This window comes from Microbispora sp. ZYX-F-249 (assembly GCF_039649665.1).
GTDB classification, from domain to species: Bacteria; Actinomycetota; Actinomycetes; order Streptosporangiales; family Streptosporangiaceae; genus Microbispora; species Microbispora maris.
Genome location: NZ_JBDJAW010000062.1, coordinates 18762 through 30702, shown reverse-complemented (window position 1 = coordinate 30702; position 11941 = coordinate 18762). Strand labels below are relative to the sequence as shown.

Genomic DNA, 11941 nt, shown 5'->3' with positions numbered 1-11941 from the left:
GCGAATCGCGCTGTGCCTACTGATTCGCTCGCTACGCTCGCTCATGCGAAGGACCTCGCCATCCGCCCGGCGGCCGTGTAGGCCAGCGCCACCGCACCCCAGCCCAGCAGGGCGAGGAACGTCACCCGCGCGTCGAACAGCGCGGCCGTGACCGAGATCAGCGCCATCCGCTCCCCGATCGGCAGCACGATCATCTTCTTCGCCCAGTACGCCACGCCCCTCGCGCCGCTCAGCGCGTCGAGCCGCCGCGACAGCGCCAGCACCGATCCGGTGCCCTTGGCGGCCGCCGCCGCGGGCGCCTCGTCCCACGGCACGGCCATCGGACGCGGAGCGGCCGCCCGCAGGCCCGCCGCCCTGGCCTTGTCGGCGACGGCTCCCGCGTAGGAGAAGTCGACCATGTGGCGGATCGTCTGCAGGACCATCGCGGCCACGGCCAGGCCCCAGATCTCCCACGCCTTGTCCGGCACGGTCACGTATCCGACCGCCAGCCCCACGTACACCAGGTATTCCTTGAGCCGGTCGCAGATGGCGTCGAGCCAGCCCCCGAGCGGGGAGAACCGGCGCGTGTACCGGGCGAGCTGGCCGTCCAGGCAGTCGAGCACGAACGACAGGTAGAGCGCGACGGCGCCGACCACGAGCCCCGCCCGGCCGCCGTCGGAGAACCAGATGGCCGCGATGGCGGCGAGCCCGACCGAGATGCCGGTGACCGTGTTCGGGGTCAGGCCGAGACGGGCGGCCGGGCGGATGAGGTGACGCGACCACGAGCTGACGCAGTGGGTGGTGAAGAAGCCGTCGCCGCTCTTCACGGCGGCGTCGAGCCTGGCCTGCGCCTCGTCGACGTCGGCGAGCTCGCGCACCGCGCGCTCGGCGGCCGGGCGGGTGCCGGCTCTCCCGCAGTGCAGGGTGCCCAGGGCGACGGCGTGCACCTGGACGCCGGCCCGCACCAGGCCGGTGAGCAGCAGCTCGGGCACCTCGCCGTCGCCGACCCGCCCGAGATGACGGCGCTGGGCCAGGTCGGCCAGGTCCTCGGCGATGTCGGCCAGCCCGGCGAGGTGGGACTCCCCCACCTGCAGGACGCCGCGGAAGGTGCCGTTGGCCCACTCCACCTCGTGGAAGGACGTGCCCGCCGACACGACGCGGCCCCACTCGGTCCGTACGGGCGGCCGCAGCGGGGCCGGGTCGCCGCTGGCGACGATCGCGCCGGTCGGGCGCGAGGGATGGCCGAGCAGCAGCGACAGCGCCTCGGTGTGCGCGACCACGTCGGCCGCCAGCACGGCGACCGGGGAGGTCGAGGCGCGGGCCGTCTTGGCCACGATCCGCAGGTCCTCGGCGAGCCCCTCGCTGACGCAGATCTGGTGCCGCGGACCGCTCTCCGCGCCCTTCTCCCACCCTCCCGCCTGCGGGTCCTGGCTCCGCACCACGACCAGCACCTCGCGGACCGGAAGCGTGCGGAGCTGGGCGGTGAGCCGCTCCAGGAGGCTGCCCTCGGACCGGGCGCCGTCGGACCAGGGCAGCCCGGCGGCCGGCGAGGTCGCGAGGACGACCGCCACCGTCTCTGTGTCCCGTGACGTACCGGGCTTGCTCGGATCCGCCCCCATATGGAAACCCGCTTCACGTCGACCGCACGTGCTCACCTCGCAAAGTAACCGAGTGATCACTAGGTGGCAATCACCTTCTCCGGCTTCCGGCACGGGTATGGTCTCCTCCGGGGAGGACATCATGATCGCCGAATCGCGTCTGCGCAGGGTGGGGGTGGTGCTGGCCGGCGGTGTCGGTCAGCGCGTGGGCCTCAACACCCCGAAACAGCTTCTGAAGATCGCCGGGAAGACGATTCTGGAGCACACCCTCGACGTGTTCGACGGCCACCCGGAGATCGACGAGGTCGTCGTCCTGATGGCCCCCGGCTTCGTCGCCGAGGCCGAGGAGCTCGTCAGGAAGAACGGGTACACCAAGGTCGGCCGGGTGCTCGAAGGAGGTGCGAGCCGCACCGAGACGACCTGGCGGGCCCTGTCCGCGCTGGGCGAGCAGGAGTGCGACGTGCTGCTGCACGACGCCGTACGGCCGCTGATCGAGCCCCGCATCATCAGCGAGTGCGTGGCCGCCCTCGAACGCTACGAGGCGGTCGAGGTGGCGATCCCGTCCTCCGACACGATCGTGGTGGCCGCGCCGGGCCCGCGCGGCGACATCATCCGCGACATCCCCGACCGCTCGCGGCTGCGCCGCGGGCAGACCCCGCAGTGCTTCCGGCTGTCGGTGATCCGGGCGGCGTACGAGCGGGCCCTGGCCGACCCCGAGTTCCCCTCGCTGCCCACGACGGACGACTGCGGCGTCGTGCTGCGGTACCTGCCCGACGTGCCGATCTACATCGTGCCCGGCAGCGAGCACAACATGAAGGTCACCCACCCGGTCGACGTCTTCATCGCCGACAAGCTCTTCCAGCTCGCCGAGAACACCGCGCCCGCGCTGGACGAGGAGGCCTACCGGGCCGGGCTCGCGGGTCGCACGCTCGTGGTCTTCGGCGGCAGCTACGGCATCGGGGCGGACATCGTCGCGCTGGCCAGGGGCTACGGCGCGAGCGTCCACTCCTTCTCGCGCAGCCAGAACGGCGTGCGCGTCGAGGACGTCGCCGCCGTGGAGGACGCGCTCGCCCGCGTGTACGCCGAGACCGGCCGGATCGACTACGTCGTCAACACGGCGGGTGTGCTGCACATGGGCAAGCTCGGCGAGTCCGGGCAGCACACGATCGAGGAGACCATCGGGGTGAACTACCTCGGACCGGTCAACATCGCCCGCGCGTCCGTGAAATACCTGATGGAGACCCGCGGTCACCTCCTGCTCTACACCTCCTCGTCCTACACCCGCGGCCGGGCCGACTACAGCCTCTACTCCTCCACGAAGGCCGCCGTCGTCAACCTCACCCAGGCGCTCGCCGACGAGTGGGCCTGCCAGGGTGTCCGCGTCAACTGCGTCAACCCCGAGCGCACCGCCACCCCCATGCGGCTGCGCGCGTTCGGCGACGAACCCGCCGGAACGCTTCTCTCCCCCGCCGCCGTCGCCCGCACCAGCCTCGACGTGCTGCTGTCCCGCCTCACGGGACAGGTCGTGGACGTACGGCTCAGCCGATGACCGCAACCATCTACGGAGGGATGGGCGCTCGCCCATGGGGGGAAACATCAGGGGGCACAGGGCCCCGAACGCACTGGTCAGGCTGGCCCGGCGGCCGGCGCTGAGAGGCCTGACCGGTGGGCGCAGGGGCGCGTTCACCGCGCTCACGCTCGCGTCGTACCCGGCCATGCTCGCGGCCGCCGTGTGGCCGCTGCCCGCGACCTTCGCGGTGCTCGTGCCGCTGTCGTACGCCGCGGAGATCGCGCTGCCCGGCCGGGCGGCGGGGACGCTGAGCCGGGCCCATCTCGGGGCCACGGTCCGCTTCCTGTCGCGGGAGACGGCCGTCGTCGTGCTGCTGGCCCGGCTGGCCCCGGCGCGGCCGTGGTGGTTCGCGGCCCTCGCGGCCGGGCTGTTCCTGTTCCACGGCCTGCGGGCGGCGCAGACGTGGCTCGCCGAGCACGTCGACCGCCGGCACAACCAGATGCCGGTGATGACCCGCAACATCGACCTGCCCGCGCTGCGGATCCCGCCCGCGCCGCCCCCCGCGCTGCTCACCTGGCGGGGCGCCAAGCTGCTCTACCTCGACGCGCTCGCGGTCGTGCCCGCCGCGGCCGGGGCGTCGGCGGGCCTGGGCTGGACGGGCGCGGCGGGCGCCGCGGCGGCCCTGGCACTGGAGGTCGTCGCGATGGCCGCGCTGCTGGCGCACGCGCGGCGGGCCAGGCACCTGGGCGACCGGCGCCGGGTCCTCGCGGTCGTGGACGAGTGGGTCGCCGCCTACCGGCCCGAGGTCGTCATGTACTTCTCCGGGCCGGTCACGGCGGCCTACCAGGCCACGATGTGGCTCGGGACGCTGGAGCGGATCACGCCGAGGACGCTGGTGGTGCTGCGCGAGCGGGCGCTGGTCACGGCCCTCGGGCCGACGACGCTGCCGGTGGTGTGCGTCCCCGCCTCCGTCGACCTCATGAACTTCCGCGCGCTCGACGGCGTGCGGGTCGCGCTGTTCCCCGCCAACGTCGGCAACAACATCCACATGCTCCGGGTGCCGGGCGTGCGGAGCGTGTTCATCGGCCACGGCGACAGCGACAAGGAGGCGTCCTTCAACCCGTACACCAAGGTGTACGACGAGGTCTGGGTGGCCGGGCCCGCCGGGCGGGACCGCTACCTGCGCGCCCAGGTGGGCGTGCGGGACGAGGCCGTCGAGGAGGTCGGCCGTCCCCAGCTCGCCGGGGTGCGGCGCACCAGCCCGTACGCCGAGGGGGCGGCGCCGTACCGGACCGTCCTGTACGCGCCCACGTGGGAGGGGTGGAGCGACGACCTGTTCCACAGCTCGCTCGTCGCCATGGGCCCCGCGATCGTGCGCGCCCTGCTGGACCGGCCGGTGCGGGTGATCTACAAGCCGCACCCGCTGACCGGCCACCGCTCGCAGGCCGCCCGCACGGCGCACCGCAAGATCATGAATCTGCTGGAGGAGAGCGCCGGCATGCCGCACCTCGTCGTGACCGGCCGCGAGCCGTCGCTGTACGAGTGCTTCAACGAGGCGGACGTGCTGATCTCCGACATCTCCAGCGTGGTGTCGGACTTCGTGGCCAGCGGCAAGCCGTACGTCGTGGCCAACGTGGCGGGCCTGCCGGAGGACCGGTTCCGCGAGCGCTACCCGGCCGCAGGGGCGGCCTATCTGCTCGGCGCCGACCTGGCCGAGCTGCCGGACATCCTGCGCCGTCTCGACGCCCCTGGGGAGGACGACATGGCCGCCGCCCGCCGGGCCCTGCGCGCCTACCTGCTCGGCGCCGACCATCCGGACCCGCTGGCCCGCTTCGAGGAGGCCGTACGGCGTGCCGCCGCCAGGGCCGAGGCCCGCGCCCGCTCCCTCGGCCTCGAAGCCCTCGCCCCTTCCGCCCGCGACTGAAATACTGACCGTGTCAACTCGGCGTATCGACGCGGACACGAAGGGACATACGCCCATGGTCGCGACCTCACGCAAACCCCGCGGTCCCGCTCTGGCCCCGGTACCCGAGCGGCCACTGCCCGGCACTCCTCGTGAGCTGTTCGATTCGCTGCCCCCACTTCCGGGTCTGCGGACCGAGATCATCGACGGGAGACTGATAGTGAGCCCTGCGGGCACCCCCGAGCACGGCTGGACAGGCACACTGCTCTACGAGGCGTTTCGTTCGCTATGCCGAGAGCGGGGCTGGCGCGCGTGGATGGGCGGCAGTGTCGACGTGTGCATCGACGGCAGCCGGGAGCCGGTAGAGCCGGACTTCGTCCTTGCGCCGAAGGACTGCCCGCGCTGGGGGGAGCGCGAACTGCTGTCCTCGGGGCTGATGCTGGTCGCCGAGGTGGTCTCGAAGGACAGCGCGGAGGACGATCGCATCAAGAAGCCGGGAATCTATGCCGGGGGCGGCGTGCCGGTGATGCTCCTCGTGGACCCGCTGGCGAAACCCGCGTCGGTCACGGTCTACAGCGACCCCAAGGAGGGGCAGTACCAGGTCACCTCGACGGTGCCGTTCGGGTGGGAGATCTTCGTCCCCCACCCGATCGGCTTCACGCTGGACACCTCAGTCTTCGAAGAGGTCCTCTAGGCTCGCCCGTTCGGGCTTGGGACGGGGCTTGCTGAGCTTCGGGGGGCTGGTCAGGAAGCCCGTCCCCCACGAGACGTGCATGGTGGCGTACACCAGCGGCAGGCGTACGAGCGCGGCGCCGGACAGTCCGCGGCCGGTGAGGACCGAGCCCGCGAGGATCGCCGCGAGGTAGCCGCCGGGGATGATCAGGCCGGGCCAGAAGAACGGCGAGACCACCAGGCCCAGCGCCATCGCCGCCACCGCGGCGGGTGGGGCGAGGTAGCGCAGGTTGATCGTGCCCTGGTGGGTGCGGGAGACGACCCGCCGCCAGCGGCCGTAGTGGAAGTACTGCTTGGCCAGGGCGCGCACGTTGGGCCGGGGACGGTAGGTGACCCGCATCCTCGGCTGGAACCACACCAGCCCGCCGGTCTCCCGGATGCGGTGGTTCATCTCCCAGTCCTGCGCGCGCAGGAAGTGCTCGTCGTAGCCGCCCACCCGGTCGAGGGCGCTGCGGCGGAAGACGCCCAGGTAGACGGTGTCGGCCGGGCCGGCCTCACCGCCCGTGTGGAACCGCGCGTTGCCCACGCCGATCTTCGAGGTCATGGCGCAGGCGACCGCCTGCTCGAACGGCGTGATCCCCTCGGCGGCCATGATGCCGCCGACGTTGTCGGCCCCGGTCTGCTCCAGCGTCTCCACGGCCGTACGGAGGTAGTCGCGGGGCAGGATGGCGTGCCCGTCGACCCGCGCGACGACGGGGTTGCGGGACGCGGCGATGGCGGCGTTCAGCGCATTGGGGGTGCGCCCGGTGGGGTTCGGCACGACGACGACGCGGGGGTCCGCGGCCGCGATCGCGTCGGCCACCTCCTGCGTGCGGTCATGGGAGGGGCCCACGCTGATGACGACCTCGAGCGGGCCCTCGTAGTCCTGTTCGAGAACCTGCCGCACGGCGTCGCGCAGGTGCCGCTCCTCGTTCAGCACCGGCATGATCACCGAGATCGGTGGCCAGTTCCGCGCGGGATTCTGGCTCGACTGTCGCGAGTCGGGAAAGGGCTTCATGGCGGCGCTCACGCTACTGTACGGAGGGGTGGAGAAGGCAACCGGAGGACGGGAATGCCCGGCGACGATGGGGAGGACTCCGGCGTCCGCGTAGGGGGCGACGGGTACGGCGGGGTGAGGCTGACGGCGCAACGCGCCCGCCAGCGGAGGTCGAACCTCCGATCCCTGGTCATTTCGGGCTCGCTGTCCGGAGTAGTGCTGATCGGTTCCGGCGTCACGTGGCTGGCGCAGAACTACGTGTTCAACCAGATCGAGTCGGTGGAAGCGGGCACGAGCGACGCCGGGTCCCGGGGCGCGATGAACATCCTGCTCGTGGGCGTGGACCGGCGCGACAACCTGAGCAGGCGCCAGCAGAACCAGCTCCACCTCGGCCGCGACGTCGGCGAGCGCACCGACACGATGATGGTGATCCACCTGTCGGAGGACCACAGCAAGGTCACCGTCGTCAGCCTGCCGAGGGACACCTGGACGACGGTTCCCGGCAAGGGCGAGCACAAGATCAACTCTGCGTACCAGTTCGGCGGCGCCAAGCTGGCGGTCAAGACGGTGGAGCAGGCGACGGGCCTGCGCATCAACCACTACATCGAGGTCAACGTGCTCGGGTTCATCGGCGTGGTGGAGTCGCTGGGCGGGGTGACCGTCTGCACGCCGGTGACCATCGACGACCCGAAGACCAAGCTGAACCTGCAGCCGGGGACGTACACGCTGGACGGCGTCAACGCGCTCGCCTACGCCCGCACGAGGGCCACCGCGCGCTCCGACCTCGACCGCATCGACCGGCAGCAGCAGGTCATCTCCGCGCTGCTCAACAAGGCGCTCAGCGGCGGCACGCTGGCCAATCCGATCAGGCTGAAGGGGTTCCTCGACTCCACCTTCAGGACGATCAAGGTGGACCCGGACCTGCAGAAGAACCTGCTCGGGATGATCAACCAGTTCAAGGCCGTCTCGACCGACGACGTGTCGTTCGCGACCGTGCCGCTGTCCGACGTCAACTACCGGGCGCCGACGGGCGAGTCGGCGGTGCTGTGGGACAAGGCCGCCGCACGCGATCTGTTCCGGCGGATCGACGCCGACCAGCCTCTCGTCAAGCCGTCGGCGAAGGCCTCGGCGTCTCCTTCGGGGAGCCCCGCGGCCTCGGCGACCCCCACGACCTCGCCGACGGCGCTCACGATCCCGCCCGGCCGGATCTCGGTCAAGGTGCTCAACGGGACGTCCGTCACCGGCCTCGGCGCGACCACGAAGGCCCGCCTCGTCGAAGCGGGCTTCATGGTGCCCTCGACTCCCGGCAACACGGCCCGGCGCGACTTCGCCACCACCGTCATCCGCTACCCGCCCGGCCGTGCGGACTCGGCGCGTACGGTGGCCGCCGCCATCCCGGGCGCGGAGTTGCGCGAGCAGGCGGACGTGACCGGCATCGAGGTCGTCGTGGGCCAGCAGAACCACGACGTGAAGAAGGTGACCGTGACAGCGCCGGAGGGCTCCGCGACGCCTGCGGCGCCCACGCCGCAGGCGACCCCCACCGCCCGCACCGCCACGCAGAACATCTGCAAGGGCTGACCATCCGGGGCGACCGGACGTGCGGCCCGGCGTAGCGCGTGCGGAACCGTCGCACGGCGGAGGTGCGGCCCCGGCCCGGGCGACCGGTCGTCAGCCGCCGTAGATCTCGTCGAGGCCGACGAGACGCAGGCGGCCGTGGCGGAGCCGCAGAGGAAGTCCCGGCGTCGCCGGGCGAGCCCTTACATTCAGCCGAGGCCGATGCGGCGATCCTGGACCTGTCAGCGCCGCCAGTGCCCGATGAGCCAGGCGCAGATCTCCGGCTCGGTCATCTCGGGGAACTCCTCGGCGAGCGTGGCGAGCGCGCGCAGCGCCTCGTCCCGGTCCATGCCTCGCGCCGCCGCTTCCTTGAGGTATTCCTGGCGCGCGGCGGTGGGACGTCCGCCGCCGGCACCACGGCCCGGCAGGCCGTTGCGCCACTCGGTGATCTCCGTCAGCCGGTCGGGTCGCCAGCCGGGAGTCCCGTCGATTTCGACATCGGGCTCGGGGAACGGGTGCGCCGAGTCGGCGGGGTAGCGCGAGCGCCATTTGTGGACCGCGTGCCGGCTCACGCCCAGCGCCTCGCCGATGCCGAGAACGCCGAGGTACCGCTCGGTCATGGTTGCACCACACTCTGTCTTTACGGCTCTGCCTGTACGGCCTCCTCCGCGGATCCCATTACTACCACGCCCGTCCCGGATCGATGTCCGGCACGCGGGCCTCACCCGCGGGACGGACGCTCGACCGGCGGGGGCTCTCCCGGCAGGAGGAGGGTGCGGTGAACCATCCGATGCAGGTGCCTGCGGAAGTGCCACAGCGCTCCGGGATGGTCGTGGCCGTAACGCCGGCCCGACCGGTCGTACACACCGCTCTGCACGAAGCTGTGGACGCACCAGATGACCGAGTTGATCATGTAGTCCACGTCCACGTCCGGGGCGGTCACCAGGGGGGCGATGCTGTCGCTCACGAACTGCGCCGCCGGCGCGGCGTACATCGGCTCCGGCTCGGGGACGTCGCTGGCGTCGGAGAGCCATCTGAAGGTGTAGAGCGCCGGATACTCCGGATGCCGGCAGCAGAAGTCGACGTAGAGGTCGAGGAGCGCGTGCAGGGCGGCGATCTTGCGTTCGGGCGGTGCGGTGACGAGGTCCTTGACGCCCTTCTCCAGGACGGCGTTGTGGTAGCGGTTCATGCGATCCATCACCGCGAGGTAGAGCGTCCGTTTGTCGCTGAACCGCCCCCTGAGCGTGGTCACATCGACGCCCGCGGCGTCGGCGATCTGCCGCATGTCCGTCCCGTCGTAGCCCAGCCCGGCGAACAGGCGGGTCGCCACCTGGATGATGAGGTCGGACAGGCCCCCGTCGCCCGTACCCGTCATGCGGTAGTCGGTTCCCGCCCGGCCCTCCGCTAATCACGCGCGCGGCCTTCGGCCAGGACGGGATCCGGCCTTCCTCCGTGCGGTGTCCGGGACTGTTCCGGACGCTCGCGCACCTTGTGGGAGCCCACGCGGGCGACGATCTTCGTTGTGCTTTCCTCAGACGCTCCTTTCGAGACGCCTACGGAGGTCCTTCCGTGCATCGATCACCCGGCCGGGAACCGCCGTCCGCCCCCTCGGACCCGCGGAGGGCGGGATGAACCTCCGGTTCCGGTTGCTCGGCCCGATCGAGGTCAGGAGGGACGACAGGCCGCTCCCGCTCGGCTCCCCCAAACAGCGCGCCCTGCTGACCGCGCTGCTGCTCGAACCCAACCGGGTCGTGTCGATCGACCGGCTGGTCATGGCCATGTGGGACGAGGAGCCGCCCCGCTCCGCCGTCGCCAACGTCCGCACCTACGTCAACCGGCTGCGATGCGCGATCGGAGACGGCGACCGGCTGACGGCCCGGCCACCGGGCTACGTCCTCGCCGTACGAGCCGGCGAGCTCGACGTGACCGAGTTCGCCGACGCCCTGCGCCGGGGCAAGCAGGCGCTGTCCGCCGGACGGCCGGAGGCGGCGCTGCGGCACCTGTCGGCGGCCCTCACCTGCTGGCGCGGCGCACCGGCCGAGGACGTGCCCAGGACTGCGGCGCTCGGCCCGCGCCTGGACGCGCTCGCCGAGCAGCGCTGCCTGGCCCTGGAGGCGCGGGCCGAGGCCCGTCTCACGCTGGGCGAACACGCCGACGCGGTGCCGGAGCTGCGCGAGCTGGTGGCCGCCCATCCCACCAGGGAGCGGCTGTGGGGCACCCTCATGCTCGCGTTGTATCGCACCGGGGACTCCGCGGCGGCGTTGTCCGCCTACGCGCAGGCGCGCGCGTTCCTGGCGGAGGAGCTGGGCGTCGAGCCCGGGCCGGAGCTGGCCGGGCTGCATCGGAGCGTGCTCAACCGGGACCCCGCGCTCCTGACGGTCCCCGTGAACCCCGCCCGCGATCCGTCCCACCCGGCGCCCGTGCCCAAGGCGGCACCGGCCCCGGGTCCGGGATGCCTGGTGGGCCGGGACCCGGAGCTGAAGGAGCTCGCGGCCGCGATCACCGCCTCTCCCCCGCGGCCCGTCGCCGTCCACGGCCCTGCGGGAGTGGGGAAGTCGGCCTTGGCCCTGCACGCCGTCCGGGCGGCGGCGCCGGACTTCCCCGGCGGTGTGCTCCACGTCGACCTGCGGTCCCTGCCCAGGCCCGGCGCGTACGAGACGCTGGCGCGGCTGCTGAGCCTGCTGGGGCTGCCGGGCGACCGGATCGCCCCGGACCTCGACGACGCGGTGCTCCAATTCAGGACCGCCACGGAGGCCGAGCCCGTGCTGGTCCTCGTCGACAACGCGACCGGCGAGGGGCAGCTGCGCCCTCTGATCGGCGCCTGTCCCGGCTGCCAGTTCGTGGTCACCAGCAGGGCCGTGCTCGCGGCGCTCGACGATGTCGTCCACCTGCCGCTCGCTGCCCTCACCGACGACGCGGCGTACGAGCTGCTGTCCGGGCTCTGCGGCCGGGACCGGGTCGACGCCGTGCAGGTGCGGAGAGTGGCCCGGCTCTGCGACAACCTGCCGCTCGCGCTGCGGATCGCGGGCAAGCGACTGGCCGTGCGGCGGGAGTGGACGCTGGCGGCGTTCGCCGACATGCTGGCCGGCGAGGAGCACCGGCTCGACCTGCTGACCTGTGGTGACCTTTCCGTGCGGGGCGCTCTCGACCTCGACTACCAGGCCCTGCGGCAGTGCGAGGGGACGGCGGACGGCAGCGCGCTCGCGCTGTTCCACCGGCTCGGCGAGCGAGGCGTGGCCGACTGCCGGTCGGCGACCGCGGCCGAACTCCTCGGGTGCGACCGGCGTACGGCGTGGGCGGCGCTCGGCAGACTGGCCGATCTCCGCCTGATGAAGCCGGTGGCCCCCGACCATTACCGGATGAACGATCTCACCCGCCTGTACGCCATGGAGATCGCCCGGACCACCGCGGCCTTCATCTGAGGGAATGGAATGAGGCGAGGGCGGAGCGCCCCGCGTGCGATGGGGCGCTCCGTCGTGCTCGTCTAGCAGAGGTATTGATACCCGGTGCAGTAGCGGCCGCCGGGAATCTCCGACCCGGTGCAGCAGTAGCGGCGGACGCAGGTCGAGCCCTCGTACCAGCAGTTGATCGCCTCAGCGCGGGTGGCCGGGACCAGCCGGGCGACCATCCGGTCCGCCAGCCGCTGAATCGTCCGTGTCATTCGGTTCCTCCTTCGTGAAGAACTCCTT

10 protein-coding genes are annotated in these 11941 nt (G+C 72.1%); 5 read left to right on the top strand and 5 right to left on the bottom strand.

Going from position 1 to position 11941, the window contains the following annotated elements; all coding sequences use genetic code 11:
* Window positions 1-41 precede the first annotated feature (41 nt).
* The gene (locus tag AAH991_RS37545; RefSeq protein WP_346230714.1) at window positions 42-1550 is read right to left on the bottom strand and encodes a CDP-alcohol phosphatidyltransferase family protein; all 1509 of its coding nucleotides are present in this window, start codon (window positions 1548-1550) and stop codon (window positions 42-44) included.
* Window positions 1551-1719: 169 nt separating this feature from the next.
* Between AAH991_RS37545 and AAH991_RS37540 the strand changes: the two genes are divergently transcribed.
* From AAH991_RS37540 to AAH991_RS37530, 3 genes are read left to right on the top strand one after another with little or no spacing between them, the layout of a single operon-like run.
* The gene (locus tag AAH991_RS37540; RefSeq protein WP_346230713.1) at window positions 1720-3126 is read left to right on the top strand and encodes an SDR family NAD(P)-dependent oxidoreductase; all 1407 of its coding nucleotides are present in this window, start codon (window positions 1720-1722) and stop codon (window positions 3124-3126) included.
* Between the two features lie 34 nt (window positions 3127-3160).
* A complete protein-coding gene (locus AAH991_RS37535; protein ID WP_346230712.1) occupies window positions 3161-5011 on the top strand; it encodes a CDP-glycerol glycerophosphotransferase family protein in 1851 nt (616 codons plus the stop codon).
* A 55-nt stretch (window positions 5012-5066) separates the two neighbouring features.
* The gene (locus tag AAH991_RS37530; protein WP_346230711.1) at window positions 5067-5684 is read left to right on the top strand and encodes a Uma2 family endonuclease; all 618 of its coding nucleotides are present in this window, start codon (window positions 5067-5069) and stop codon (window positions 5682-5684) included.
* On the opposite strand, the gene AAH991_RS37525 is transcribed toward AAH991_RS37530, so the two are convergent.
* Window positions 5661-6719, bottom strand: coding sequence for a glycosyltransferase family 2 protein (locus tag AAH991_RS37525; RefSeq protein ID WP_346230715.1), 1059 nt, complete (start codon window positions 6717-6719; stop codon window positions 5661-5663). The two genes, AAH991_RS37530 and AAH991_RS37525, sit on opposite strands and share 24 nt — an antisense overlap.
* Before the next feature lie 54 nt (window positions 6720-6773).
* Here AAH991_RS37525 and AAH991_RS37520 point away from each other — a divergent pair, with 54 nt between their 5' ends.
* Complete coding sequence (locus AAH991_RS37520) at window positions 6774-8276, top strand: LCP family protein (RefSeq protein ID WP_346230710.1); 1503 nt, start codon at window positions 6774-6776, stop codon at window positions 8274-8276.
* A gap of 218 nt (window positions 8277-8494) precedes the next feature.
* Here the strand turns inward: AAH991_RS37520 and AAH991_RS37515 are convergent, their stop codons facing one another.
* Complete coding sequence (locus tag AAH991_RS37515) at window positions 8495-8872, bottom strand: hypothetical protein (protein ID WP_346230709.1); 378 nt, start codon at window positions 8870-8872, stop codon at window positions 8495-8497.
* A 101-nt stretch (window positions 8873-8973) separates the two neighbouring features.
* Window positions 8974-9627: a TetR/AcrR family transcriptional regulator gene (locus tag AAH991_RS37510; RefSeq protein WP_346230708.1), complete on the bottom strand. Its 654-nt coding sequence runs from the start codon at window positions 9625-9627 to the stop codon at window positions 8974-8976.
* A 253-nt stretch (window positions 9628-9880) separates the two neighbouring features.
* Between AAH991_RS37510 and AAH991_RS37505 the strand changes: the two genes are divergently transcribed.
* Complete coding sequence (locus AAH991_RS37505) at window positions 9881-11674, top strand: AfsR/SARP family transcriptional regulator (RefSeq protein WP_346230707.1); 1794 nt, start codon at window positions 9881-9883, stop codon at window positions 11672-11674.
* A 62-nt stretch (window positions 11675-11736) separates the two neighbouring features.
* On the opposite strand, the gene AAH991_RS37500 is transcribed toward AAH991_RS37505, so the two are convergent.
* The gene (locus AAH991_RS37500) at window positions 11737-11913 is read right to left on the bottom strand and encodes a hypothetical protein (RefSeq protein WP_346230706.1); all 177 of its coding nucleotides are present in this window, start codon (window positions 11911-11913) and stop codon (window positions 11737-11739) included.
* Window positions 11914-11941 lie beyond the last annotated feature (28 nt).

Bases quoted from the DNA above. Each gene is read 5' to 3' on its own strand.
- AAH991_RS37540 (WP_346230713.1), top strand. From the start codon at position 1,720: ATGATCGCCGAATCGCGTCTGCGCAGGGTGGGGGTGGTGCTGGCCGGC.
- AAH991_RS37535 (WP_346230712.1), top strand. From the start codon at position 3,161: ATGGGGGGAAACATCAGGGGGCACAGGGCCCCGAACGCACTGGTCAGG.
- AAH991_RS37530 (WP_346230711.1), top strand. From the start codon at position 5,067: ATGGTCGCGACCTCACGCAAACCCCGCGGTCCCGCTCTGGCCCCGGTA.
- AAH991_RS37525 (WP_346230715.1), bottom strand. From the start codon at position 6,719: ATGAAGCCCTTTCCCGACTCGCGACAGTCGAGCCAGAATCCCGCGCGG.
- AAH991_RS37520 (WP_346230710.1), top strand. From the start codon at position 6,774: ATGCCCGGCGACGATGGGGAGGACTCCGGCGTCCGCGTAGGGGGCGAC.
- AAH991_RS37515 (WP_346230709.1), bottom strand. From the start codon at position 8,872: ATGACCGAGCGGTACCTCGGCGTTCTCGGCATCGGCGAGGCGCTGGGC.
- AAH991_RS37510 (WP_346230708.1), bottom strand. From the start codon at position 9,627: ATGACGGGTACGGGCGACGGGGGCCTGTCCGACCTCATCATCCAGGTG.
- AAH991_RS37505 (WP_346230707.1), top strand. From the start codon at position 9,881: ATGAACCTCCGGTTCCGGTTGCTCGGCCCGATCGAGGTCAGGAGGGAC.
- AAH991_RS37500 (WP_346230706.1), bottom strand. From the start codon at position 11,913: ATGACACGGACGATTCAGCGGCTGGCGGACCGGATGGTCGCCCGGCTG.